Origin of the sequence: Staphylococcus sp. HMSC034G07 (assembly GCF_001835975.1) — a bacterium.
Lineage (GTDB): Bacteria > Bacillota > Bacilli > Staphylococcales > Staphylococcaceae > Staphylococcus > Staphylococcus ureilyticus.
Genome location: NZ_KV826593.1, coordinates 13,808 through 37,768, shown reverse-complemented (window position 1 = coordinate 37,768; position 23,961 = coordinate 13,808). Strand labels below are relative to the sequence as shown.

Sequence of the window (23,961 nt, the reverse complement as noted above, 5' to 3'; positions counted from 1 at the left end):
GAGTAATAAAATGATCAGCAAAATTGATAAAAACAAAGTGCGTTTGAAAAGACATGCACGTGTCCGTAACAAATTGTCTGGCACTGCTGAAAAACCACGTCTAAATGTTTATCGTTCAAACAAACACATTTATGCACAAGTTATCGATGATGTTAATGGCAAAACATTAGCACAAGCTTCAACACAAGAAAAAGATCTAGCTAATGAAACTGGATCTAAAGTTGATTTATCAGCTAAAGTCGGCGAAACAATTGCTAAAAGAGCAAATGAAAAGGGCGTAAAAACAATTGTATTTGACCGCGGAGGATATTTATATCACGGACGTGTTAAAGCATTAGCAGAAGCAGCTCGTGAAAATGGTTTAGAATTTTAATTTAAAGGAGGGACATTTACATGGCTCGTAGAGAAGAAGCGAAAGAATTTGAAGAACGCGTTGTTACAATTAATCGTGTTGCAAAAGTTGTAAAAGGTGGTCGTAGTTTCCGTTTCAGCGCTTTAGTAGTAGTTGGAGATAAAAACGGTCGCGTTGGATTCGGTACTGGTAAAGCACAAGAGGTACCTGAAGCAATCAAAAAAGCAGTTGAAGCAGCTAAGAAAAACTTAGTTGAAGTTCCACGTGTCGAAGGTACAACTCCTCACATGATTACTGGACAATTCAGTTCAGGTAGTGTATTAATGAAACCAGCTGCACCTGGTACTGGTGTTATTGCGGGTGGTCCTGTTCGTGCGGTATTAGAACTAGCAGGTATCACTGATATCTTAAGTAAATCTTTAGGTTCAAACACACCAATCAACATGGTGCGTGCAACAATTAATGGATTACAAAACCTTAAAAATGCTGAACAAGTTGCGAAATTACGTGGCAAGTCAGTAGAAGAATTATATAATTAAGGAGGGAAAATAAGTTATGGCTAAATTACAAATTACCCTCACTCGTAGTGTTATAGGTCGTCCAGAAACACAACGTAAAACTGTTGAAGCTTTAGGTTTGAAAAAAACAAACTCTTCAGTAGTTGTTGAAGATAACCCTGCTATTCGTGGGCAAATCAACAAAGTAAGTCACTTAGTGACAGTAGAAGAAAAATAATTAAGGAGGTGCCGAAATGAAATTACATGAGTTAAAACCAGCAGAAGGTTCTCGTAAAGTTCGTAACCGCGTAGGTCGTGGTGCAGCTACTGGTAACGGTAAAACTAGTGGCCGTGGACAAAAAGGACAAAAAGCGCGTTCAGGTGGTAGTATCAGACCAGGATTTGAAGGTGGACAATTACCTTTATTCCGCCGTTTACCAAAACGAGGTTTTACTAACATTAACCGCAAAGAATATGCTATTGTTAACTTAGACCAACTTAATAAATTTGAGGATGGTACTGAAGTAACTCCTGCTTTATTAGTAGAATCTGGTGTAGTTAAAAGTGAAAAATCTGGTATTAAAGTACTAGGCAATGGTTCACTTGACAAGAAGTTAACAGTGAAAGCTAACAAATTCTCTGCTTCTGCAGCAGAAGCTATTGATGCTAAAGGCGGAGCACACGAGGTGATCTAATGTTTCAAACGCTTGTGAGCTTCTTTACTACAAAAGAAGTTCGTAACAAGATCTTTTTTACGCTCGCAATGTTAGTTATTTTTAAAATAGGTACTTATATTCCAGCACCTGGCGTAAATCCAGCTGCTTTTGACAGTCAACAAGGTTCTCAAGGTGTCACTGACTTACTGAATACGTTTGGTGGCGGAGCCTTGCAGAACTTTTCTATCTTTGCCATGGGTATAATGCCATATATTACTGCATCAATTGTGATGCAGTTATTACAAATGGATATTGTTCCAAAGTTTTCAGAGTGGGCAAAACAAGGTGATGCAGGTAGAAAGAAACTTAATAACGTAACCCGTTATTTTGCGATTGTACTTGCTTTTATCCAATCAATAGGAATGGCGTTCCAATTTAATAATTATTTACAAGGTCAACTTATTATGGATCAGTCCGTAATAAGCTACCTGACAATAGCTGTTGTATTAACAGCTGGAACAGCGTTTTTAATTTGGATAGGTGAACAAATCACTCAATTCGGTGTTGGTAATGGTATTTCCATCATTATCTTTGGAGGTATTTTATCTTCATTACCTTCATCATTAATCCAGTTTTACCAACAGTCCTTTGTAGGACAAGATGACACAACTTTAGCATGGTTAAAAGTTATTGGGTTAATTGTTGGAATGATATTGCTAACAGTTGGTGCAATATTCGTACTACAAGCTATTAGAAAAATACCAATTCAATATGCGAAAAAACAGTCTGCACAACGATTAGGTTCACAAGCAACATATTTACCTTTGAAAGTTAACTCTGCAGGGGTTATCCCAGTCATCTTTGCAATGGCGTTCTTCTTATTACCAAGAACATTAACTTTGTTCTTCCCTGATGCAAGTTGGGCGCAAAAAGTATCTGACGTTGCAAATCCATCGAATAATATAGGGATGATTGTTTATGTAATCCTTATTATTGCATTTGCATATTTCTATGCATTTGTACAAGTCAATCCTGAAAAGATGTCTGATAACCTTAAAAAACAAGGAAGTTATGTTCCGGGTATTAGACCTGGCGAACAAACAAAAAAATATATTACTAAAGTTCTCTACAGATTGACCTTTGTAGGATCAATATTCTTAGCTGTCGTTGCTATACTACCAATCATTGCTACTAAGGTGATGGACTTACCACAATCGATTCAAGTCGGTGGTACAAGTCTACTTATCGTAATTGGTGTTGCGATTGAAACAATGAAGAGTCTTGAAGCTCAAGTGAGTCAAAAAGATTATAGAGGCTTTGGTGGTAGATAAATTGTAGGAGGGCACTTATGAATATCATTTTAATGGGTTTACCTGGCGCAGGTAAAGGAACTCAAGCGAGTGAAATTGTTAAGAAATTCCCAATTCCACACATATCTACTGGAGACATGTTCAGAAAAGCGATTAAAGATGAAACGGATTTAGGCAAAGAAGCTAAATCATACATGGATCGTGGAGAATTAGTCCCTGATGAAGTTACTGTGGGCATCGTAAAAGAAAGAATTTCTGAAGACGATGCAAAAAAAGGATTCTTACTTGACGGCTTTCCTCGTACTATTGAACAAGCAAAAGCATTAAGTGAAATCATGCAAGAATTAGATAGAAAAATTGATGCTGTTATCAATATAGAGGTACCTGAAGAAGAATTAATGAACCGCCTTACTGGTCGTAGAATTTGCGAAAAATGCGGGCACACTTATCATCTTGTATTCAATCCTCCAAAAGTTGATGGCATTTGTGATATTGACGGTGGTAAATTATACCAACGTGAAGATGACAACCCAGAGACAGTTGCAAATCGTTTAAATGTCAATGTGAAACAATCTAAGCCAATCCTAGAATACTATGATAATGAAAATGTATTGAAAAACATTGATGGTTCAAAAGATATTAACGAGGTTACTTCAAACGTAATCGATATTCTTGAGAATCTAAAATAGTATCAACTTTGTACGGTCTATGTAATGCCAAGAGTATAAACGAAAAAGAGTGACAATGCGATATAGTAATTCATTTTAATTTTGTTGAACTTATTAACAACACTTATAGACTCGTAGGGTTAGAGTTGATCTTAGACGATAACCAACTATTGTAAAAAGGGGGAAGTTAATAAATGGCTAAGCAAGATGTTATTGAATTAGAAGGTACAGTATTAGATACTTTACCAAATGCAATGTTTAAAGTAGAATTAGAAAATGGTCATGAGATTTTAGCTCACGTTAGTGGTAAAATCAGAATGAATTATATTCGAATTCTACCTGGCGACAAAGTAACTGTAGAAATGTCTCCGTATGATTTAACACGCGGAAGAATTACGTATCGTTATAAATAATCGTCACTCCATAATATAGGGAGGTATTAAAATGAAAGTAAGACCATCAGTAAAACCAATTTGCGAAAAATGTAAAGTCATTAAACGTAAAGGTAAAGTAATGGTAATTTGTAGCAATCCAAAACACAAACAAAGACAAGGTTAATAAAGAGAGGTGTAAATAATTATGGCACGTATAGCAGGAGTAGATATTCCACGTGAAAAACGTATTGTTATTTCGTTAACTTATGTATATGGTATCGGTACTACTACAGCTCAAAAAATTGTTGAAGAAGCAAATGTATCTGCAGATACACGCGTTAAAGACTTAACTGATGACGAATTAGGTCGTATCCGTGAAGTAATCGACAATTATAAAGTAGAAGGTGACTTACGTCGTGAGCAAAACTTAAACATTAAACGTTTAATGGAAATCTCATCATACCGTGGTATCCGTCACCGTCGTGGATTACCAGTACGCGGACAAAAAACAAAAAACAATGCTCGTACTCGTAAAGGCCCAGTTAAAACTGTAGCTAACAAGAAAAAATAATAGGTAAAGGAGGCAAATTTTAAATGGCACGTAAACAAGTATCTCGTAAACGTAGAGTGAAAAAGAATATTGAGAATGGTGTAGCACATATCCGCTCAACATTCAATAATACAATCGTAACTATTACTGATGAATTTGGTAATGCTTTATCATGGTCATCAGCAGGTGCACTTGGATTTAAAGGATCAAAAAAATCAACACCATTCGCAGCACAAATGGCATCAGAAACTGCAGCTAAAGCAGCTATGGAACATGGTTTGAAAACTGTTGAAGTTACAGTTAAAGGTCCTGGCCCAGGTCGTGAATCAGCGATCCGTGCATTACAATCAGCTGGATTAGATGTAACTGCAATCCGTGACGTTACTCCAGTACCACATAATGGTTGTCGTCCACCAAAACGTCGTCGCGTATAATATTATCGTTATTGTCGCAAGTCACTGAGAAACACAGTACAATTCAAGTCGACGTAATCAAGGAGGATATTTGTAAATGATTGAAATCGAAAAACCTAGAATTGAAACAATTGAAATTAGTGAAGATGCTAAATTCGGTAAGTTCGTTGTTGAACCACTAGAACGTGGCTACGGTACTACACTAGGAAACTCCTTACGTCGTATCCTACTATCTTCATTACCAGGTGCAGCCGTTAAATACATCGAAATCGAAGGTGTATTACATGAATTCTCAGCAATAGATAATGTTGTAGAAGATGTTTCAACAATTATCATGAACATCAAAAAACTAGCATTGAAAATTTATTCTGAAGAAGATAAAACATTAGAGATTGATGTAAAAGATGAAGGCGAAGTTACTGCAAGTGACATCACACATGATAGTGATGTAGAGATTTTAAATCCTGAGATTAAGATCGCAACAGTATCTAAAGGTGGACATTTAAAAATCCGTCTTGTTGCTAATAAGGGTAGAGGTTACGCATTAGCAGAACAAAATAACACTAGTGATTTACCAATTGGTGTAATTCCAGTGGATTCACTATATTCACCAGTAGAACGTGTTAACTATACTGTAGAAAACACACGTGTAGGTCAAAGTAGTGATTTTGATAAATTAACTTTAGATGTTTGGACTAATGGTTCTATTACGCCACAAGAGTCTGTTTCTCTAGCGGCAAAAATCTTAACTGAACATTTGAACATCTTCGTTGGATTAACTGATGAAGCTCAAAATGCTGAAATCATGATTGAAAAAGAAGAAGATCAAAAAGAAAAAGTACTTGAAATGTCTATTGAAGAATTAGACCTATCTGTACGTTCATATAACTGTTTGAAACGCGCAGGTATTAATTCTGTTCAAGAATTAGCTGATAAATCTGAAGCAGATATGATGAAAGTGCGCAATTTAGGACGTAAATCATTAGAAGAAGTTAAATATAAACTTGAAGATCTAGGTTTAGGTCTTAGAAAAGAAGATTAATATAAAGGAGGTTAACTCATGGGTTACAGAAAATTAGGACGTACATCTGATCAACGTAAAGCGATGTTACGTGACTTAGCTACTTCACTTATTGTAAGTGAGCGTGTTGAAACTACAGAAGCACGTGCAAAAGAATTACGTAGTGTTGTTGAAAAATTAATCACTTTAGGTAAAAAAGGAGATTTAGCATCTCGTCGTCAAGCTGCTAAAACTTTACGTAATGTTGAAATCTTAAATGAAGATGAAACAACACAAACTGCACTTCAAAAATTATTTGGTGAAATTGCTGAACGTTATACAGAACGTCAAGGCGGTTACACTCGTATCCTTAAAGTAGGCCCTCGTCGTGGTGACGGTGCTGAATCAGTAATTATAGAATTAGTTTAATTTAAATACACATACTACTATGTATAAAGCAAATGAGTGCAACGATAATGTTTGCCACATACAAATATTGTCTAGCTCAGAGTACCCCATCAAACTTAATAAATTTTAAAGCGTGAACTCAAATATGATGGGGTGCGCGCTTTTTTTTGTTAGCCCCCCTTAATTCGAAGAATTTAGGGGGGCTTATGCAATTGCAAAGCAATAGCGAACCGCTAAGCCTTAATTCGAAGAATTTAGGGGGACTTATGCAATTGCAAAGCAATAGCGAACCACTGAGCCTTAATTCGAAGAAGATAAGGAATGCCTTCACGGAGTGGAGACATGAGCAGTTCTAGCTAATCAGCGATTTGTTTATAAATTCATATAAGTTTATTGTTAGGTATCAGTAATTGTTAATCGTGAAATATAATCTTTAGATGTTTAATGGTATCTTTTTGAAGACTCAATAAATGAGATTTAAAAGAAAAATTAGTGAAGAAGAAGTGCTTATTTATTATTTTTCATGTAAAATGATTAAGTATATGATTAATATTTTTGATTTAGGAGATAACTGACATGGTAACGCAAGCAGAAGAAATAATTAAATTTGATCACGTATCTTTTAAATATAATAGCGATGAACCACTTGCGTTAAATGATGTATCATTTAGCATACCAAGAGGTAAATGGACTTCTATAGTAGGCCACAATGGTTCAGGTAAATCAACGATAGCAAAACTGATGATAGGCATTCAAAAACCTTTTGAAGGCCAAATTTATTTGAACGGTATAAGTATCAATGATGATAACTTAAATGAGTTAAGACAACATATAGGAATTGTATTTCAAAATCCAGAAAATCAATTTGTAGGGTCTACTGTAGAATTTGATGTAGCTTTTGGTTTAGAAAATAATGCGATATCTTACGAAAAGATGCACGAAATTGTACCCAAAGCATTAGCGGATGTAGATATGTTGGATAGAGCCACATATGAGCCGCAATCACTTTCAGGTGGTCAAAAACAGCGTGTCGCAATCGCAGGTGTCTTAGCATTAAATACGGATATCATTATATTAGATGAAGCGACGTCTATGTTAGATCCAGAAGGCAGAACAGAATTAATTTCATTAATTCACCGTTTAAAAGAAGAAAAAGATGTGACAATCATTTCCATCACTCATGATTTATCAGAAGCTATAGATGCGGACCATTTAGTTGTTTTAAACCAAGGTTCCTTATATCAAGCAGGTTTGCCTCAAGTTATTTTTAATAAAGGAGCGGCACTGACACAAATTGGTTTAGATTTACCGTTTGCAATGAGAATGAGCCAACAACTCTTAGGTGTTACTGACTATATTTCTTACGAAAGGTTGGTAAGCAAATTATGACTGTTAAATTTGATCAAGTATCTTATGTTTATCAAAAAGGAACACCTTATGAGCATCTTGCATTGAAAGACATTGTAACCACTTTTGAACAAGGAAAGTATTATGCAGTAATTGGTCAAACAGGCTCAGGCAAGTCTACATTAATTCAGCATATTAATGGACTACTCAAACCTTCACATGGCTCTTTAGAGGTCAATGATGTCCAAATTACACATAAAACTAAAGATAAGTATTTAAAACAAGTACGAAAACGTGTGGGGGTAGTATTCCAGTTTCCAGAATCACAACTTTTTGAAGACTCAGTAGAACGAGAAATATTATTTGGACCTAAAAATTTTAATATGCCACTTGAAGAAGTAAAAGTACGGGCATTTCAATTATTAATCGAATTCGGTTTTAATAGAGATATACTTGAACAATCGCCTTTCCAAATGTCGGGAGGCCAAATGAGAAAAATAGCAATTACTTCTATCTTAGCTATGGATCCAGAGATTGTCATATTAGATGAACCCACTGCAGGTCTTGATCCTAAAAGTAGAAATCAAATCATGGAAATGTTAAAGAAACTTCAAGTTGAACAACATAAAACAATCATATTAGTCACGCATGAAATGAATGACGTTGCAAAATATGTTGATGAAGTAAAAATTATTAAGCAGGGCAAATTAGTTGAAAGCTGTTCTCCAAGAAAATTGTTTAATGCAAATGACTATGTTAAAGACATGCACTTGGATGTTCCAGACATCGTTAAATTACAGAGAGACATTGAAGCAAAACATCAAATTAAATTTGACCGTATTGCATTAACCGAATCAGAATTCACTGAGATGTATAAGGAGTGGCAAAAAAATGAGAGATAAGTTTATTATAGGACGTTATCTTCCATTAGACACTTTTGTACATCGTCGTGATCCACGTGCAAAATTAATTTTTGTCTTTTTATTTATTATATTAATATTTTTTGCACATTCATTTTTTACTTATTTATGGTTATTTATAATCATTGTAACCATGATGAAAACTGCTCATATAAAAGCTTGGTTTTTAATTAAGGGGTTAACCCCAATATGGATTTTTCTGATTTTCACCTTTTTAATGCATTTATTTTTAACTAAAGGTGGTATACGGATATTTGAATTCGGTTTTATTTCAATTGATACACATGGTATTTTAGAAGGTATTTATATTGTCTTGAGGTTAATGTTTATCATTATGGTGTCTACAATTATGACTTTAACGACAAGTCCTTTAGATCTTACTGATGCATTTGAAAGGTTATTATACCCATTAAAGTTGATAAAAATACCTGTACATTTACTGAGTATGATGATGTCAATTGCTTTACGTTTTATTCCAACTTTAATGAATGAACTGGATAAAATTATCTTAGCACAGAAATCAAGAGGTTCTGAAATCAGTTCAGGGGGATTAATCAATAGAGTGAGCGCGTTTATACCTTTGTTAATTCCTTTATTTATCTCAGCTTTCCAAAGAGCTGAAGATTTAGCAATTGCAATGGAAGTACGTGGTTATGATACAAACAAACAGCGAACGAGTTTTCGTCAATTAAACTGGCAAAAGTCTGATAGCTTGTTATTGATATCAATAATACCAATAGCAATAATATTATTTGTGTTAAAGTATATGGGAGTGTAAAGGATGGTTCGTGTTTTAGTAAATATTTCGTATCAAGGTAGTCAATTCTTAGGTTTTCAAATTCAAAATAATGGTAGAACGGTACAACAACAATTTGAAAAAATACTTAAGCGCATGCACAAGCGACATGTTAGAATTCATCCTAGTAGCCGAACTGATCGTGGTGTGCATGCAATAGAGCAATATTTTCATTTTGATTCAGAGCTTAACATTTTACCCGAACAATGGCAGTATGCAATGAATCGGGCATTACCTGATGATATTTTTGTGAAACATGTTTCATTTGTAGATGCGTCATTCCACTGTAGATATGATTGTGTGGGTAAAACTTACCGCTATAAAGTTTATCAATCACCTAATAAAAATCCATTTGAATGTGGTTTGAAAGCACACGTACCTGAAAGTTTAGACTTTGAAAAGATGTCTCAAGCTGCCAGTTTATTTATGGGTACACATGACTTTACTGGTTTTTGTTCTCAAAAAACAGAAGTTGAAAGTAAAGTACGTACTCTATATGAAAGTAGAATCGAAAAAACAGAATATGGTTTTGATTATGTAGTTACTGGTTCAGGGTTTTTATATAATATGGTACGTGTGTTAGTTGCGTTTTTAATTGGTGTGGGTAAAGAGAAATTTCAGCCTGAGTCAGTTCCACAATTATTAAAAGCGAAAGATCGCAATAAAGTTCCGTTTACTGCACCAGCGGAAGGATTATATTTGGAACATATATACTTGTCTCCCGAAGCACTCATAAGTGATTTTGGTGAAGACATAAAAATATATCAAAAAAAATCCACACAAAATAGGTAAATTACATTGACAAAACACCATAAAAATTATACGATAACTAACGGTATTGTTTTATATCACCCCACGATAAGCCCCGGAATCTTATTGTGTAACAAGATATAGAAGCACGTAGAAATTATAAATTAACAAAATAAATGCATTTAAGTTTAAATATCATTTCAATTAGACAAGAAACATTTATTTATTCTAGGAGGACAATTATATGCGTCAAACATTTATGGCTAATGAAGCAAACATTGAGCGCAAATGGTATGTTATTGATGCTGAAGGTCAAACACTTGGTCGTTTATCATCAGAAGTAGCTGCTATTCTACGCGGTAAAAATAAAGTAACTTATACACCACACGTTGATTCAGGTGATTATGTAATTATCATCAACGCTGCTAAAATTCAATTCACTGGTAATAAAGAACAAGACAAAATGTATTACCGTCACAGTAACCACCCAGGCGGAATCAAATCAATCTCTGCTGGTGAGTTAAAAGCTAAAAACCCAGAACGTTTACTTGAAAACTCAATTAAAGGTATGTTACCAAGCACACGTCTAGGTGAAAAACAAGGCAAAAAATTATTTGTATATGGTGGCGCTGAACATCCACACGCTGCACAACAACCAGAAAACTACGAGTTACGTGGTTAATTAAAAGGAGGAAATTACATTGGCACAAGTTGAATATAAAGGCACAGGCCGTCGTAAAAACTCAGTAGCACGTGTACGTTTAGTACCTGGCGAAGGTAACATTACTGTTAACCACACTGATGTACGTAGCTACTTACCATTCGAATCATTAATCTTAGACTTAAACCAACCATTTGATGTTACAGAAACTAAAGGTAACTATGATGTATTAGTTAACGTTCACGGTGGTGGTTTCACTGGACAAGCACAAGCTATCCGTCACGGTATCGCACGTGCTTTATTAGAAGCAGATCCTGAATATAGAGGTTCATTAAAACGCGCTGGATTACTTACACGTGACCCACGTATGAAAGAACGTAAAAAACCAGGTCTTAAAAAAGCTCGTCGTTCACCACAATTCTCAAAACGTTAATATATCAAATACTGTGGCGAATACGATTCACCTACAGATTTGTACATTAATTGCTTAAGTAATTGGTGTTTATATAGCAACAATATTTCTAACTTCCCATATTTGTATGGGAAGTTTTTTTTGATTTATAAAATATTAAAAAAACAAACTTTGCTACTTTTAAAATTCAAAGCATTTGGTTTACTTTAGTAAGTTCAGTTAGTATGAAGTATAATAAAGTAAAAATGGTATTAGAGGTTATACATATGGCATTCAATAAATTAAAACATCTCTTGAAGCAATTGGTTTTCGTGTTAATATTTATTTTTTTAGCTAGTATTATCGTTTTGACTTTGAATCAACTGTTTAACAAAACCCACATTAAAAACATGTCTAACGAGACATCGATTCCTACATTTTATTTGCATGGTTTTGCCGGTACAGCTAATTCAGAAAAATACATGGTTAATTCAGCAGTGCAAAATAATATTACAAATGACGTTGTTGAGGCCAAAGTTTCATCAAATGGAAAGGTGACATTTAATAAAAATATAGTTAACAATATGAAACGTCCGATTATAAAAATCATTTTTGAAGATAATGAAGAAAAAGATTTAGAAAAAGATGCGCAATGGATTAAAAATGTTATGATTGCTTTTAATGCAAAATATCATTTTAAAAAATTCAATTTTGTAGCTCATTCTATGGGAAATCAATCATTTAGTTACTATATGTTAAAGTATGGTGATGATAGTGCCTTACCTAAGTTAAATAAGCAAGTGAGTTTAGCTGGAAACTTTAACGGGGAAGTGGATATCAATGGTTTGGACTTAAATATATATTTAGATAAAAATGGCAAACCTAGCAGGATGTTAAAAGCATATCGAAATTTATTATCTATGCAAGCGCACTATCCTAAAAATGCTGAAGTGCTTAATATTTATGGAGATTTAAAAGACGGAACCCATTCTGATGGTAGAGTTACAAATGTATCTTCAGAATCGTTAAGGTATCTCTTGTCAAATCACGTTAAAACTTATAAAACATACAAAGTATATGGACCAAAAGCAGAACATAGTGAGCTCCATGATAATAAAAAAGTTACAGATCAAATGAATGCATTTCTTTGGGGCTTATAAATGAAAAAGATAACTCTATGATTTTAGAATTATCTTTTATACAGTTTTGAATCCATGTTATTTACTCATTCTAAGAGGCTTAAAATGTATTATTTTCAGCTGCTAATAATTGTAGTAAGTTTTTGCGATTTGCTTCACCATATACATGTGGCTGTATCATCATTTCATCTGCATTATATTGATTTGCGATAGCTTTAAGTTGAGTGAAAACTTCATTTGGCAAACCACTGATAACACGTGCTTTATTTTGATGCATTTTTTCTATTTCTCTAGTGGATGGCTGTCTTTGTTGCGCAAATGTAATTGATGGATAATGACTAGGTTGTTTTAAATAATTAATGCGTAATAGCCATAGATGAAAAGCTTGTTCTAACTCTTTGATTTTTTGAATGTCATTTGCTGTGATGACAAAAGTTGAAATAATGACATAAGGTGTTCGGTTTGGATGAAGTTCTGAAAATAGCTTACGATAAACAGCGATAGATTGTTTAACTTTATTTTTATTTTTCCCCATTAAAGCGGTGACAAAAGGTAAGCCGTGTTGTGCAGCGAGTTCAGCGCTATTTTGACTTGTGCCTAATAAATGCATATTAGGTTGCGTTGGGATTAAAGGCGTGGCGTATAATCCAGGAAATCTTTGCTTTTGAATGTCATCATTAAAATAGTTTGTTAGATCCACAATTTGTGTTTCAAAATCAATGTTAGCTGTTTTGTTTTCATTTAACGCTTGATTTACATTTTTAAAACTGAAAGAGCGGCCAATGCCTAAATCTACTCTACGAGGGTGACGTCCTTCTAATATTTTAAAGACTTCTGCTATTTTATAAGCACTATAGTGGGGAAGCATAACGCCACCACTGCCAATGCGTATCGAAGTCGTATTTTCTAACAAAGCCATCATAATCATTTCTGGAGCACTAGAAGCAACTGACAATACTTTGTGATGTTCAGCAACCCAAAATCGATAAAAACCTAATGATTCAGCAAGTTGAGCTAATTCAACAGAATGATTTATCGATTGAGTGGTGTTACTACCTTCAAATATTGGGACATAGTCTAGTATACTTAATCGCATGTTTACATTCTCCTTCATTACAATCATTTAAGTGCTCTATTCTGTTTATCATAACATGTGGACAAAATATCAAATAAGCGATTTGATTGATTGCATCACCTCATCACTATAAAATAGAAGAAAAGATGAAATGGAGGCAAAAAAATGAAAACAGAAAGCATTGTATTAGCAAAACGTCCAGAAGGTATACCTTCAGATGATGTATTTAGATACGAAACTGTTGAAATAGATGAGCCTAGTAAAGATGAGATTCAAATTGAAGCGATATATATTTCGGTAGATCCATATATGCGTGGCAGAATGGATGATAGTAAATCTTATATTCAACCATTTCAATTGGATGAACCATTGGCAGGTCATATTGTTGGAAAAGTAATACAATCCAATGCTGATGGTTTTGAACAAGGCGATTATGTTGTAGGTATGCTACCTTGGCAAAAACACACAAATGTATCAGCACAAAGCGTTACGAAAATTACCCAGCGAGACATTCCACTATACTTATATCTTAGCTTACTAGGTATGACTGGCCAAACAGCATATCACGGATTGCTAAAAATTGGACAACCAAAAGAAGGGGAAACAGTTGTTGTATCTGCAGCTTCGGGAGCTGTGGGTTCAGTAGTTGGTCAAATTGCTAAACTCAAAGGTGCTCGTGTAGTTGGTATTGCAGGTGGAACAAGTAAAACGGAATATTTAACTGATCAATTAGGATTTGATGCTAGCGTAGATTATAAAGCTGATAACTTCTCAGAGCAATTAGCTCAAGCGGTGCCTGATGGTGTAGATGTTTATTTTGAAAATGTTGGTGGACACATTGCAGATGAAGTTATGAAACACTTAAATCAATTTGCTAGAATTCCAGTATGTGGAGCGATTTCTGGTTATAATGATAAGGGTATTGAGCATGGTCCACGGATTCAACCAATTTTAATAAAATCACAAGCACTTATGAAAGGGTTTGTTGTGGCTAATTATGCAGACGACTTTAAACAAGCTAGTCAGCATCTTGCACAGTGGGTAAATGAAGACAAAATAAAAACAAAAACTTCAATCGTAGAAGGATTTGAAAACGTGCCTAATGCATTTAGAAATTTATTTACTGGAGACAATTTTGGTAAACAAGTGGTTCAAGTATCAGATAATTTATAACTAAAGGAGATGCACATATGAAAGCAATTGGTGCAGACAAACCGTTTACATTAGATGAGGGTAATCAATTTTATGAAATGGATATAGAGACGCCAAAACCTCAGCAGCGTGAGTTATTAGTACGTTTAACAGCTATTAGCGTTAATCCAGTAGATACGAAAATTAGACAATCGTCTATAAATGAGTCGCCAAGAATTCTAGGTTATGATGCTGTAGGCATTGTAGAAGATTTGGGTGAAGATGTTAAACAATTTAAAATTGGAGATGAAGTTTATTACTCAGGCTCACCATCATATCAAGGCTCAAATCAGACCTATCAACTTGTTGATGAACGCTTAGTAGCATTAAAGCCAAGTAATATTAGTGATACAGAAGCGGCAAGTTTACCATTAACTGGCTTAACAGCATCAGAGACACTTTTTGATGTTTTTAATATTTCTAAAAATCCTGAAGAAAATAAAGGTAAATCCTTATTAATAATTAATGGGGCTGGTGGCGTAGGCAGTATCGCGACACAGATAGCAAAATATTACGGATTACATGTCATCACCACTGCATCACGTGATGAAACGTATAATTGGTCAAAATCATTAGGTGCGGACATCGTGTTGAATCATAAAAATAATTTGACAGATGAATTTAAAAAATATGAAATTAGTGAAGTAGATTATATTTTTTGTACTTTTGATACGGACTTATATTATGAAAAAATGATTGAACTTGTAAAACCACGTGGTAAAATTGCGACAATTGTTGCTTTCAATCATGAGCAAGATTTGAATTTACTAAAGCCTAAAAGCATAACCTTTACTCATGAATATATGTATTCAAGACCTTTGAATCAAACAGAAGATATGGCTATTCACGGTACGTATCTAAAAGACATCACTGATAAAGTAGAATCTGGTGATTATCAACCAACAGCAAATGAAGTGTTAAAAGGATTAACAGCAGATAATATTTTTGAGGCGCATAGAAAAATGGAAAATCATAGAATGGTCGGTAAATTGGTTATTTCAATTTAACAAAAGTGAAAAGTATTCTTAACGAAAACACTGTTAGTTATATATAAATTATTGTTAAATCATATGTGATATGCCAAAGCGATTTGATTAAATTAAGAGCTTTCAAGGAGCAAATGCAGTCAAATTATTATATTTGATTGTTATTTTGCTCCTTTATTTTTTCAACATAACCGTCTATCACATGTTCGGTATCATCATTTTCACTTTTGAATATATGTGCGTCTTAAAATAAAAGTTATATATAAATTAAAATGTTAAATGCAATTAAATTCATAAATTACGCATATTAGCACGATGTAAGGGTATATGTGACACATAAAGTAAAGGGAGAGTGTCATGTTAATATGCGATTTAGAAAATTAACAGTGGTTTTTTGGGTAGCGTTAACGATTTGTACGCTATTTGTTATATATGGAGCAATTGCGCCTAAACAATTGGAATCGGTTACACAAGCAATTACCAATTTTATTGCAGTAAATTTTGGATGGTATTATTTACTATTAGTATTAGCCATTTTAGTTGTATCTATCTATTTATTATTTTCTAGATATTCAACAATAACTTTAGGTCAAGAGGGAGAAGACCCAGAATTTTCACTTAAATCATGGTTTGCAATGTTATTTAGTGCAGGTATGGGGATAGGCTTAGTATTTTGGACAACAGCTGAACCCATCAGTCACGCATTTACTTTAACACCGATACATAAAGCAGGAACACAAACTGCTATAAATGAAGCGATGCAGTTTTCATTTTTTCACTGGGGTATACATGCGTGGGCAGTGTACGGAATTGTTGGACTCGTGTTTGCGTACTTTAATTTTCATAAAGGATATCCTGGATTAGTTAGTGCTACATTAAGACCCATTTTGGGTGAAAAAATGATGCGAGGCCCAATAGGTGGCGCAATCGATGTGCTTGCAATTATTGCCACAGTAACTGGTGTTGCTGCGACATTAGGTTTTGGTGCATTACAAATTAATGAAGGGTTGAATTTCTTATTTAAAATACCTTCTAATTTTGGTACACAAGTTGTGATTATCGTTATAGCTACAGTGTTATTTACCTGGTCTGCTTGGTCCGGTATTGATAAAGGCATTAAAAACTTAAGTAATATTAATATGTTTTTAGCTTTTGTAGTTTTGATCGCATTATTTTGTGTCGGTCCTACGTTAAACATTTTAAATATGTTTACGAATTCATTGGGTGATTATATTGCTAATTTCTTTAATATGAGTTTACGTATCCCACAAGCAGGTGGAGAGAAATTCCAATGGTTACAACAGTGGACAATCTTCTACTGGGCATGGTGGGTTTCTTGGGCGCCATTTGTTGGTATATTCATTGCTCGGGTTTCTCGAGGTAGAACAATTAAAGAATTTATTTTAGGTGTACTTTTTGTGCCAGCACTTGTTTGTTTTTTATTCTTTGCAGTATTCGGGGCATCTGCAATTTATTTACAGCAAAATGGTATTGCCAACATTGCTAAAGAGGCAACTGAAACTGCAACATTTGCAACGCTTGAGCATTTCCCATTAGGATTTTTACTCAGTATTATCACGCTCATTGTAATTATGATTTTCTTTGTTACTTCAGCAGACTCAGCAACTTACGTGCTTGGTATGTTGAGTTCTAAAGGTAGTATAAACCCATCCGGTATAGTAAAAGTAAGCTGGGGGATTATTTTAGCTTTATTTGCGATGATTATGATTTATACAGGTGGTACACAATCAATACAAAATTTATTAATCATTGCAGCTTTGCCTTTTTCAATCGTCATTATCTTTATGATTTGGTCACTATTCAAATCATTATCAATTGAAAAACCGCGTCCTAGCAATAAATTACTTGTTTCTGATGAAAAGTATTTACAATATCGAAAATCAAATCAAGATCATGAAAAAATACCTAATTACAAATGCATCATGGCAGTGATTAAAATTATTTTACCAAATACATTATAATTTCAATTTAAAATGTTTTTACGTTTATTTAACGGGGTATAAAGATGTATGACATGTACATATAATTTGACTATAGGAGGTGTCATACGAGGTGAAGCGAATTAAAAATTTTATACTAGGTCTATTAATCGTAGTCATCGTTGGTTTTTTACTATTTATGTATATCAAAGATTCTAGAATTAGTGAGTACCAGGACTACTTCAAGCAATTTAATTGGTTTGAACCAACGTTAATTGGCTTAGCAGCTCTATTGATATTAATAGGTCTAATACTTGTATTTAGCTTGTTTAAACCTACGTATAGAAAACCTGGACTTTATAAAGACTATGAAGATGGACATATTTATGTATCGAGAAAAGCAGTTGAAAAATCTGCATACGATACACTTGTAAAATATGACCAAATTCGTCAACCAAATGTTATAGCGAAACTATATAACAAGAAAAAGAAATCACATATTGCTTTAAAAGCTGATTTCTTTGTTCCGGGTGATGTTCAAGTTGGTTCATTAACAGAAGAAATAAGAAATGACATTAAACAAAATGTTGAGCATTTCACTGAATTACCAGTTTCAAAATTAGAGGTTAACGTTAGAGATCAAAAAGCCTCAGGCAAACGTGTGTTGTAAGGGAGGGTTATCATGGCTAACAATAATAACCAACAAAGACAAGATTCTACACAAGAAGTTGTTGATTTTTTTAAAACATTTAAATGGAGAATAATTGGATTTTTAGCATTTCTAATTATCGCTATATTATTTTTAACGTTAGGTTTCTGGAGTACAATATTAATTATCGTTTTATGTTTAATTGGTATTGGTATTGGGTATACTAAAGACCGTAAGCAAGATTTTTTAAATTTCTTAAATCGATGGAGTTAATTAATTTAAATAGTATATTATTAATTTTAAAATCTTATATAACAAAGGAGAATTAATTATGGCAGTAGATAACAATAAAGCAAAACAAGCATATGATAACCAAACTGGAGTAAACGAAAAAGAGCAAGAAAAACAACAACAGCAGCAACAACAGCAACAAGAACCAGAATTCACAAATAAGTTAACGTTCTCAGACGAAGTTATTGAAAAAATTGCTGGTATTGCCGCACGCGAAGTAAATGGTATTTTAGAAATGAAAGGCGGCTTCGTTGATAACATTTCTAGTTCATTCGGAAGCAGCAACAATGTAACACAAGGTGTTAGCGTTGAAGTAGGCGAAAAACAAGCTGCAGTTGATTTAAAAGTTATTTTAGAATATGGTGAATCTGCACCTAAAATTTTCCGCAAAGTAACAGATTTAGTTAAAGAACAAGTAAAATATATTACTGGTCTTGAAGTTGTAGAAGTGAATATGCGTGTTGAAGACGTGATGACTAGAAAAGAATGGTCACAAAAAAATGAAAAAAGCCAAAATTCAAGCAACGAAAATAAAGGCTTACAATAACGCATAATTTAAAAAATACCGGTAAAGGTAATCCTTTACCGGTATTTTTTGTATATATATTGTGTATATTTATTTCTGATGTAAAGGATTGTCAACTTTAATATAGGTATAGTAATCCGCTTCATCAGTCAGACGCATGGTTGTAACACATTTATAATCTATTTTGGGTGCCAATAGGATTGATTTTATATTTTTCACGCGTTGTTGGTCATCTATATCGTTTGCAATATCATTTAATTTAGCAATTAAAATATCTCGAATCAATTGCCAAAGTTGCTTTTCAAAATTAGAATCTTCACTTGATTTTGTAATACTGACAATTAATTCACCGAGATGATTTTGAATACTTGAATAAAAGACTTTATTAAATACTGTTTGAGGTTGATCAGATAAAATTAAAGATTTTTCATGAAAACTTGCAGTACTATAACCCATCTTATTCAAGCGTATGCGATCGATACGTAACCCCTCAAAATCACGTATATAAAGCCTATCTAATCGTCCATCTTCACTAAATGTAGCGATTGAATTTTGTAAATGTGCTTCAAGGGCGATACCGTATTTCACATATAGAGGAATCGTGATATCTATTAAGGCTTGACCGTATTGTTTTATCCAAGATAAAGCAGCGATTTCAAAGGTCGGAAACTTATTTTTTTCTTTATATTTGTTAATTAACGAAACAATTAATGGTTCATTATTATATATAGTTGAACTAACTAACGCTGAAGGGATGATAGGTGTAGTTTCATTTTTAATTAAATGATAAATATTGGTTCTAAATAATGTACCTAGTTGTTCACTTCTTTTAGTTCTGGTAGTGACTTTGTCCAATGAATTATAAAAATGAATACCAGCAAGTTCATCAATTGTATCAGCGTTTATATGCTTAAATAATGAATCTTTTTGTTTTATATCATTAAGGATATGTGTTACTTGTGGACCATTTATTGTAGTTTGCTCAGATAATGTTCTAATCTCACCAGTAATATGAACATTGGTTGATAACTTGATATGAGGTGACTTTTTAGGATATTTGGGCATTAAAGTTCTAAATGATAATCCTGCGTAATAAGATTGTTGATAATCAATTGGTATCAATCGATTTGTTTTTAATTCTTCTTTATATTCTTGTAATAAGATATGGTCGTATTGCCATGGATGGACGACCATGACGTAATATTGATTAACTTGATCATGACCAACATGATTCATAACAGCTGCTTCTAACCCTTCAAACAATCTAAAAAGTAAATCATTTTCTTCTTCAATATAAGTCTGAGCTTTTGCTATTGATTTATGTATTAAAATAAATTGTAAGGATATGGCATTACCAAATTCGGCTGAATAATTAATTACAGTTTCTGGTGTCATTCCTTTACGTAATTTAGCACCCGGATGAATTGGGTGACCTTCAATAACAAACTGTTCAGAACTCAAATAACTGTCCTCTGCATTCATGATTAATTCATATAAGCTTTTTTTATTGTTTTCTAATGTATATGCTTGATAACTTAATGCAATTGCCATATTTGTGACACTATTGTTCAAATCTTCATAAAATTGTGTACTAGCTTCATTATCTAGCTCTGGTGATATCGTTAAAATAATATTTAATATTTCATTTGGATGTTGGACTCTATTGTAATTTCCGTTGTCTTCAATATAAAATGGTCCTTGAACGTCTAGACGATCAAATGCATGATTTCCTGTAATCGTTGCATATAGCGTCTTATTAACTTTCGGGAACGTAATGGATAACAATTTGCTGTTTGCTGGTAAGTGCACAATGTTCAAATCTTGGTTAGAAATAATCTTACTGTAACTCCGACTGTCTATTAAATTTTCTCTATGTAATGAAGAAATTAATCTTTGAGATATTTTATCTCGACTTTCTAAAAGCATATTTAAAAACAATTGTGCCCATTGTTCATTGATTGATAATAAATAATCAAATGCATGTTGTTCATCATTGTTCATTTTATTTGATAAATTGTTGTTAATACTTTTTGAATTCATAAAGCACCTCTAAATATTATTTTACAAAAGTATAGGATATTTGTATAATCCATAATATCGATAATGATAATTATTATCAATTAAAAAGTCGGGTGAAAATATGGCAAAGTACTTTTTTTCAAGTTCTTTCCTATTGTTTTTAGGAAATTGGATTGGACATATCACTTTAAATTGGTATGTGTATTCGTTATATCATAACGCAATTTATCTTGGACTGATTAATTTTTTCCGCCTTGTACCTATTTTGCTCATAAGTGTATGGGCTGGTGCAATAGCAGATCGATATAATAGGGGGAAACTACTGAAAATAACTATCTCTTCCTCTTTTCTACTTACCACTTTACTGTGTGTCTTAATCTTTCAAGATTGGGATATACCGATTGTAGTATTTTTATTATATTCTTTGGGTAGAGGTATGATGAGTGCAATAGAAACACCAGTACGTCAATCTGTGCTACCAGATTTGTCGAAACGCTTAACAACAACTCAGGTGGTTTCGTACCATTCATTTATTATTAATATTTGTCGATCAATAGGTCCTGCTATAGCTGGTTTAGTAATGGCAAACTATAACGCACAAATAAGTTTCAGTATACAAGCGATATGTTACTTAATATCTCTGATACTATGTTTGCCTCTAAAGTTTGAACAACCGCATTATAATGAAGTGGAAAAACAAATGAGTATTAAATTTGTTTTTGAATATTTTAAGGATAATAGCGTGGGTACAAGGATATTTGTAACATCTTTGTTTATCATGGCTAGTGGTTTTACATATACTTCACTATTACCAGTTTTAACAGATAAGACGTTCCCTGAACAAGTCACGATGTTTGGGACAGCGATGACATGTTGCGCAATAGGTGGAATTATTGCGACGATGATTTTACCTAATTTATTAGAAAATATTCCTATGGTGAAGATGTATTATTATAGTTCGATATTATTTGGCGTCTCTTTGTTAGGCAGTATTAGCCAGAATACGATATTATTTTTTATTTCAATATTCTTAATCGGTCTGTTCAGTCAATGGGCGCGTACAACCAATAGGATTTATTTTCAACATCGTGTTAAATCAGAGCATCGAGGGAAGGTATTAAGTGTTGTAATGATGGATAGGGGAATGATTCCTTTAGGTGCTATGATCATGAGTTTTTTAACAGAATATATAGGTGTTATTGAAACATTTATAATTATGGGATTAAGCACCTTAACGATTGCATTAATATTTGGCATGATTAACAGACAAAGAAGAAACGGAGGCAATGTTGTATGATGCATCATTTATGGAAATCAGCAGATTTAAATATTCAATATCGCATGTTTAATGCGATTCTTAAAGAACATATTTTTCCAGAGAAAATGTTTTTTAAATCTTTTGATAACTGCGTAGAACTACAATATAAAGGACAAGCATTAGCTGTTAACTATATCAGAAAGAGTCCGTTAATGCGTTATGTTTTTGAGGGTGAGCTACGTTATATTAAAGGTGATGCAAGTGTCACTATTAAAACTTTGGAACAATTACTTGAAATATTAACAAATCAATTTGATATTCCTATTAGCGCTAGACTAACTGCAGAGTTACAATCAAGCCGAGAAGGTTTAGCGATGAGTTATGAAAATTTTAAGCATAGACAATCTAACATTCGTGATAGTTTGAAATTTTCAAGAATGCCTAGGACCATCAACTTTTTTACATGGCTTCAACATATGAAAGAAAATAATGGTGTAAATGATTTAATTTATTCTGAAAGTCTTGTAGAGGAAGGCCATCCTACGCATCCTTTAACTAAAACAAAGCTGCCATTAACGAAAGAAGAAGTTAAATTATATGCGCCGGAATTTGAAAAAATTATTCCATTGAAAATTATGCTTATTCATAAACAATTTTGTATAGCAACTGCGATGGAAGGTGATGAACAATATATCATCAATCAAGTCATTCCTGAATATAAAGATAAAATAAAAGTATTTCTAGCTTCACATGATTTAGAATTAGCAGATTATCGCATTATACTTGTACATCCATGGCAATATGAAAATGTTATTCCACAACAATTTGGTCATTGGATAGAAACACAACGTCTTTTAGCGACGCCTTTTGACATAGAATCCAAAGCAACATTGTCTTTTAGAACAATGGATTTGCTCGATAAATCTTTTCATGTCAAGTTACCAATCAATGTACAGGCGACAAGTGCAGTGAGAACTGTTTCATCAGTCACCACCGTTGATGGCCCGAAATTAAGTTATGAGTTACAAGATATGATGGATGTATATCCTCAATTGAAAGTCGCTATGGAGCCCTATGGTTTACATGCTGATACAGATGAAGATAGCGCACGACAATTAGCTTGTATCGTGCGCTATCAGCCACAAATTTCAAACACTGGTCTCACGATAGTAACAGGAAGTTTAGTCAACAGAAACCCTGTAGATAATCAAATTATTGTTGATAGTTATATAGAATGGCTTGGTTTAAAAGTAAGCAAAGCTTCAATTAAAACATTTATTAGTAATTATGCATTAACGCTTATAAAACCATTAATAGCGTATATCCAAGATTATGGTATTGCTTTAGAAGCACATATGCAAAATACCATTGTTCATTTGGATCAAGAATTTAAAATGGAATTTTTGATTAGAGATTTAGGAGGCTCAAGGATTGATTTAAATACGTTGAGGGGCCGATTACCTAACATTAATATTACTAATAAAAGTTTAATAGCTGAAAATATTGAAGCGGTAATCGCAAAATTCCAACATGCAGTCATTCAAAATCAAATGTCAGAACTAATCCATCATTTTACACAATATGAAGATATTGAAGCAGATGAAATATTTGAACTTGTGCGTGAAGCTGTTGAACAATCTATTGACCCTCAAAAAGCACATGCGCAAATATTACGACAAACCTTATTTGGATCCAAGATTAATGTAAAAGCATTGTTACGCATGAGAATGGAAGGTAAGGTTAAAAATTATTTAACTGTAGATTTAGATAACCCTTTAAGTAAAGAGGTGTAAT

The 23,961-nt window shown here is 33.3% G+C and carries 29 protein-coding genes; 27 read left to right on the top strand and 2 right to left on the bottom strand.

Features of this window, described 5'->3' with window-relative positions:
• The first annotated feature begins 10 nt into the window (after positions 1-10).
• The 19 genes from rplR (at position 11) to HMPREF2586_RS01345 (ending at position 12,253) form a co-directional block, all read left to right on the top strand.
• Positions 11-373 carry a 50S ribosomal protein L18 gene (rplR, locus tag HMPREF2586_RS01435; RefSeq protein ID WP_046208420.1) on the top strand — a complete coding sequence of 121 codons (363 nt, stop codon included), beginning with the start codon at positions 11-13 and terminating at the stop codon, positions 371-373.
• A 20-nt stretch (positions 374-393) separates the two neighbouring features.
• Positions 394-891, top strand: coding sequence for a 30S ribosomal protein S5 (gene rpsE / locus HMPREF2586_RS01430; RefSeq protein WP_019468655.1), 498 nt, complete (start codon positions 394-396; stop codon positions 889-891).
• A 16-nt stretch (positions 892-907) separates the two neighbouring features.
• Positions 908-1,087 carry a 50S ribosomal protein L30 gene (gene rpmD / locus HMPREF2586_RS01425; protein WP_002482630.1) on the top strand — a complete coding sequence of 60 codons (180 nt, stop codon included), beginning with the start codon at positions 908-910 and terminating at the stop codon, positions 1,085-1,087.
• Positions 1,088-1,103: 16 nt separating this feature from the next.
• Positions 1,104-1,544: a 50S ribosomal protein L15 gene (gene rplO / locus HMPREF2586_RS01420; RefSeq protein ID WP_046208824.1), complete on the top strand. Its 441-nt coding sequence runs from the start codon at positions 1,104-1,106 to the stop codon at positions 1,542-1,544.
• A complete protein-coding gene (gene secY / locus HMPREF2586_RS01415) occupies positions 1,544-2,836 on the top strand; it encodes a preprotein translocase subunit SecY (protein ID WP_046208418.1) in 1,293 nt (430 codons plus the stop codon). Before rplO ends, secY begins: the two co-directional genes overlap by 1 nt.
• A gap of 17 nt (positions 2,837-2,853) precedes the next feature.
• Entirely contained in the window at positions 2,854-3,504 is a 651-nt protein-coding gene (locus HMPREF2586_RS01410; RefSeq protein ID WP_019468658.1) for an adenylate kinase, read from the top strand.
• 173 nt (positions 3,505-3,677) lie between these two features.
• Entirely contained in the window at positions 3,678-3,896 is a 219-nt protein-coding gene (gene infA / locus HMPREF2586_RS01405; RefSeq protein ID WP_001118443.1) for a translation initiation factor IF-1, read from the top strand.
• Positions 3,897-3,927: 31 nt separating this feature from the next.
• The gene (gene rpmJ, locus HMPREF2586_RS01400; RefSeq protein ID WP_002482634.1) at positions 3,928-4,041 is read left to right on the top strand and encodes a 50S ribosomal protein L36; all 114 of its coding nucleotides are present in this window, start codon (positions 3,928-3,930) and stop codon (positions 4,039-4,041) included.
• Between the two features lie 21 nt (positions 4,042-4,062).
• Positions 4,063-4,428 (top strand): 30S ribosomal protein S13, encoded by a 366-nt coding sequence (rpsM, locus tag HMPREF2586_RS01395; protein WP_046208417.1) that lies wholly within the window; start codon positions 4,063-4,065, stop codon positions 4,426-4,428.
• Between the two features lie 23 nt (positions 4,429-4,451).
• A complete protein-coding gene (gene rpsK, locus HMPREF2586_RS01390; protein WP_019468660.1) occupies positions 4,452-4,841 on the top strand; it encodes a 30S ribosomal protein S11 in 390 nt (129 codons plus the stop codon).
• Positions 4,842-4,917: 76 nt separating this feature from the next.
• Positions 4,918-5,862 (top strand): DNA-directed RNA polymerase subunit alpha, encoded by a 945-nt coding sequence (locus tag HMPREF2586_RS01385; RefSeq protein ID WP_019468661.1) that lies wholly within the window; start codon positions 4,918-4,920, stop codon positions 5,860-5,862.
• An 18-nt stretch (positions 5,863-5,880) separates the two neighbouring features.
• Positions 5,881-6,249: a 50S ribosomal protein L17 gene (gene rplQ, locus HMPREF2586_RS01380; protein ID WP_046208416.1), complete on the top strand. Its 369-nt coding sequence runs from the start codon at positions 5,881-5,883 to the stop codon at positions 6,247-6,249.
• Between the two features lie 555 nt (positions 6,250-6,804).
• Entirely contained in the window at positions 6,805-7,617 is an 813-nt protein-coding gene (locus HMPREF2586_RS01375) for an energy-coupling factor transporter ATPase (protein ID WP_070657854.1), read from the top strand.
• The gene (locus tag HMPREF2586_RS01370) at positions 7,614-8,477 is read left to right on the top strand and encodes an energy-coupling factor transporter ATPase (RefSeq protein WP_070657852.1); all 864 of its coding nucleotides are present in this window, start codon (positions 7,614-7,616) and stop codon (positions 8,475-8,477) included. The genes HMPREF2586_RS01375 and HMPREF2586_RS01370 overlap by 4 nt, the downstream gene beginning before the upstream one ends.
• Entirely contained in the window at positions 8,467-9,273 is an 807-nt protein-coding gene (locus HMPREF2586_RS01365; RefSeq protein ID WP_046208413.1) for an energy-coupling factor transporter transmembrane component T family protein, read from the top strand. Before HMPREF2586_RS01370 ends, HMPREF2586_RS01365 begins: the two co-directional genes overlap by 11 nt.
• A gap of 3 nt (positions 9,274-9,276) precedes the next feature.
• On the top strand, positions 9,277-10,083 hold the full coding sequence (gene truA / locus HMPREF2586_RS01360; RefSeq protein ID WP_070657850.1) for a tRNA pseudouridine(38-40) synthase TruA: 807 nt from the start codon (positions 9,277-9,279) through the stop codon (positions 10,081-10,083).
• Positions 10,084-10,285: 202 nt separating this feature from the next.
• Positions 10,286-10,723: a 50S ribosomal protein L13 gene (gene rplM, locus HMPREF2586_RS01355; RefSeq protein ID WP_046208411.1), complete on the top strand. Its 438-nt coding sequence runs from the start codon at positions 10,286-10,288 to the stop codon at positions 10,721-10,723.
• A gap of 19 nt (positions 10,724-10,742) precedes the next feature.
• Positions 10,743-11,135, top strand: coding sequence for a 30S ribosomal protein S9 (gene rpsI, locus HMPREF2586_RS01350; RefSeq protein ID WP_019468668.1), 393 nt, complete (start codon positions 10,743-10,745; stop codon positions 11,133-11,135).
• Between the two features lie 245 nt (positions 11,136-11,380).
• Positions 11,381-12,253 carry an alpha/beta hydrolase gene (locus HMPREF2586_RS01345; RefSeq protein WP_064209388.1) on the top strand — a complete coding sequence of 291 codons (873 nt, stop codon included), beginning with the start codon at positions 11,381-11,383 and terminating at the stop codon, positions 12,251-12,253.
• A gap of 79 nt (positions 12,254-12,332) precedes the next feature.
• Here HMPREF2586_RS01345 and HMPREF2586_RS01340 read toward each other — a convergent pair whose 3' ends face one another.
• Positions 12,333-13,328: an LLM class flavin-dependent oxidoreductase gene (locus HMPREF2586_RS01340; RefSeq protein ID WP_070657849.1), complete on the bottom strand. Its 996-nt coding sequence runs from the start codon at positions 13,326-13,328 to the stop codon at positions 12,333-12,335.
• A 144-nt stretch (positions 13,329-13,472) separates the two neighbouring features.
• Between HMPREF2586_RS01340 and HMPREF2586_RS01335 the strand changes: the two genes are divergently transcribed.
• From HMPREF2586_RS01335 to HMPREF2586_RS01310, 6 genes are all read left to right on the top strand, one after another.
• A complete protein-coding gene (locus HMPREF2586_RS01335; RefSeq protein ID WP_070812603.1) occupies positions 13,473-14,480 on the top strand; it encodes an NADP-dependent oxidoreductase in 1,008 nt (335 codons plus the stop codon).
• A 17-nt stretch (positions 14,481-14,497) separates the two neighbouring features.
• Positions 14,498-15,505 (top strand): zinc-binding alcohol dehydrogenase family protein, encoded by a 1,008-nt coding sequence (locus tag HMPREF2586_RS01330; RefSeq protein ID WP_064209391.1) that lies wholly within the window; start codon positions 14,498-14,500, stop codon positions 15,503-15,505.
• A 344-nt stretch (positions 15,506-15,849) separates the two neighbouring features.
• The gene (locus tag HMPREF2586_RS01325) at positions 15,850-17,466 is read left to right on the top strand and encodes a BCCT family transporter (protein ID WP_070812602.1); all 1,617 of its coding nucleotides are present in this window, start codon (positions 15,850-15,852) and stop codon (positions 17,464-17,466) included.
• Positions 17,467-17,557: 91 nt separating this feature from the next.
• Positions 17,558-18,094, top strand: a complete 537-nt coding sequence (gene amaP / locus HMPREF2586_RS01320) for an alkaline shock response membrane anchor protein AmaP (protein WP_019468674.1) — start codon at positions 17,558-17,560, stop codon at positions 18,092-18,094.
• A gap of 12 nt (positions 18,095-18,106) precedes the next feature.
• The gene (locus HMPREF2586_RS01315; RefSeq protein ID WP_019468675.1) at positions 18,107-18,346 is read left to right on the top strand and encodes a DUF2273 domain-containing protein; all 240 of its coding nucleotides are present in this window, start codon (positions 18,107-18,109) and stop codon (positions 18,344-18,346) included.
• A 58-nt stretch (positions 18,347-18,404) separates the two neighbouring features.
• On the top strand, positions 18,405-18,911 hold the full coding sequence (locus tag HMPREF2586_RS01310) for an Asp23/Gls24 family envelope stress response protein (RefSeq protein WP_046208404.1): 507 nt from the start codon (positions 18,405-18,407) through the stop codon (positions 18,909-18,911).
• 69 nt (positions 18,912-18,980) lie between these two features.
• Here the strand turns inward: HMPREF2586_RS01310 and HMPREF2586_RS01305 are convergent, their stop codons facing one another.
• Positions 18,981-20,930, bottom strand: a complete 1,950-nt coding sequence (locus tag HMPREF2586_RS01305; RefSeq protein WP_070657847.1) for an IucA/IucC family protein — start codon at positions 20,928-20,930, stop codon at positions 18,981-18,983.
• 100 nt (positions 20,931-21,030) lie between these two features.
• On the opposite strand from HMPREF2586_RS01305, the gene HMPREF2586_RS01300 reads away from it, so the two are divergent.
• Both HMPREF2586_RS01300 and HMPREF2586_RS01295 read left to right on the top strand, forming a co-directional pair.
• Positions 21,031-22,206 (top strand): MFS transporter, encoded by a 1,176-nt coding sequence (locus tag HMPREF2586_RS01300; protein WP_064209393.1) that lies wholly within the window; start codon positions 21,031-21,033, stop codon positions 22,204-22,206.
• A complete protein-coding gene (locus tag HMPREF2586_RS01295) occupies positions 22,203-23,960 on the top strand; it encodes an IucA/IucC family protein (RefSeq protein ID WP_070812601.1) in 1,758 nt (585 codons plus the stop codon). The genes HMPREF2586_RS01300 and HMPREF2586_RS01295 overlap by 4 nt, the downstream gene beginning before the upstream one ends.
• The last annotated feature ends 1 nt before the right edge of the window (position 23,961 follow it).

What these genes read in the sequence shown, in the direction of transcription:
- rplR (WP_046208420.1), top strand. Translation starts at nt 11, where the DNA reads ATGATCAGCAAAATTGATAAAAACAAAGTGCGTTTGAAAAGACATGCA.
- rpsE (WP_019468655.1), top strand. Translation starts at nt 394, where the DNA reads ATGGCTCGTAGAGAAGAAGCGAAAGAATTTGAAGAACGCGTTGTTACA.
- rpmD (WP_002482630.1), top strand. Translation starts at nt 908, where the DNA reads ATGGCTAAATTACAAATTACCCTCACTCGTAGTGTTATAGGTCGTCCA.
- rplO (WP_046208824.1), top strand. Translation starts at nt 1,104, where the DNA reads ATGAAATTACATGAGTTAAAACCAGCAGAAGGTTCTCGTAAAGTTCGT.
- secY (WP_046208418.1), top strand. Translation starts at nt 1,544, where the DNA reads ATGTTTCAAACGCTTGTGAGCTTCTTTACTACAAAAGAAGTTCGTAAC.
- HMPREF2586_RS01410 (WP_019468658.1), top strand. Translation starts at nt 2,854, where the DNA reads ATGAATATCATTTTAATGGGTTTACCTGGCGCAGGTAAAGGAACTCAA.
- infA (WP_001118443.1), top strand. Translation starts at nt 3,678, where the DNA reads ATGGCTAAGCAAGATGTTATTGAATTAGAAGGTACAGTATTAGATACT.
- rpmJ (WP_002482634.1), top strand. Translation starts at nt 3,928, where the DNA reads ATGAAAGTAAGACCATCAGTAAAACCAATTTGCGAAAAATGTAAAGTC.
- rpsM (WP_046208417.1), top strand. Translation starts at nt 4,063, where the DNA reads ATGGCACGTATAGCAGGAGTAGATATTCCACGTGAAAAACGTATTGTT.
- rpsK (WP_019468660.1), top strand. Translation starts at nt 4,452, where the DNA reads ATGGCACGTAAACAAGTATCTCGTAAACGTAGAGTGAAAAAGAATATT.
- HMPREF2586_RS01385 (WP_019468661.1), top strand. Translation starts at nt 4,918, where the DNA reads ATGATTGAAATCGAAAAACCTAGAATTGAAACAATTGAAATTAGTGAA.
- rplQ (WP_046208416.1), top strand. Translation starts at nt 5,881, where the DNA reads ATGGGTTACAGAAAATTAGGACGTACATCTGATCAACGTAAAGCGATG.
- HMPREF2586_RS01375 (WP_070657854.1), top strand. Translation starts at nt 6,805, where the DNA reads ATGGTAACGCAAGCAGAAGAAATAATTAAATTTGATCACGTATCTTTT.
- HMPREF2586_RS01370 (WP_070657852.1), top strand. Translation starts at nt 7,614, where the DNA reads ATGACTGTTAAATTTGATCAAGTATCTTATGTTTATCAAAAAGGAACA.
- HMPREF2586_RS01365 (WP_046208413.1), top strand. Translation starts at nt 8,467, where the DNA reads ATGAGAGATAAGTTTATTATAGGACGTTATCTTCCATTAGACACTTTT.
- truA (WP_070657850.1), top strand. Translation starts at nt 9,277, where the DNA reads ATGGTTCGTGTTTTAGTAAATATTTCGTATCAAGGTAGTCAATTCTTA.
- rplM (WP_046208411.1), top strand. Translation starts at nt 10,286, where the DNA reads ATGCGTCAAACATTTATGGCTAATGAAGCAAACATTGAGCGCAAATGG.
- HMPREF2586_RS01345 (WP_064209388.1), top strand. Translation starts at nt 11,381, where the DNA reads ATGGCATTCAATAAATTAAAACATCTCTTGAAGCAATTGGTTTTCGTG.
- HMPREF2586_RS01340 (WP_070657849.1), bottom strand. Translation starts at nt 13,328, where the DNA reads ATGCGATTAAGTATACTAGACTATGTCCCAATATTTGAAGGTAGTAAC.
- HMPREF2586_RS01335 (WP_070812603.1), top strand. Translation starts at nt 13,473, where the DNA reads ATGAAAACAGAAAGCATTGTATTAGCAAAACGTCCAGAAGGTATACCT.
- HMPREF2586_RS01330 (WP_064209391.1), top strand. Translation starts at nt 14,498, where the DNA reads ATGAAAGCAATTGGTGCAGACAAACCGTTTACATTAGATGAGGGTAAT.
- HMPREF2586_RS01325 (WP_070812602.1), top strand. Translation starts at nt 15,850, where the DNA reads ATGCGATTTAGAAAATTAACAGTGGTTTTTTGGGTAGCGTTAACGATT.
- HMPREF2586_RS01315 (WP_019468675.1), top strand. Translation starts at nt 18,107, where the DNA reads ATGGCTAACAATAATAACCAACAAAGACAAGATTCTACACAAGAAGTT.
- HMPREF2586_RS01310 (WP_046208404.1), top strand. Translation starts at nt 18,405, where the DNA reads ATGGCAGTAGATAACAATAAAGCAAAACAAGCATATGATAACCAAACT.
- HMPREF2586_RS01305 (WP_070657847.1), bottom strand. Translation starts at nt 20,930, where the DNA reads ATGAATTCAAAAAGTATTAACAACAATTTATCAAATAAAATGAACAAT.
- HMPREF2586_RS01300 (WP_064209393.1), top strand. Translation starts at nt 21,031, where the DNA reads ATGGCAAAGTACTTTTTTTCAAGTTCTTTCCTATTGTTTTTAGGAAAT.
- HMPREF2586_RS01295 (WP_070812601.1), top strand. Translation starts at nt 22,203, where the DNA reads ATGATGCATCATTTATGGAAATCAGCAGATTTAAATATTCAATATCGC.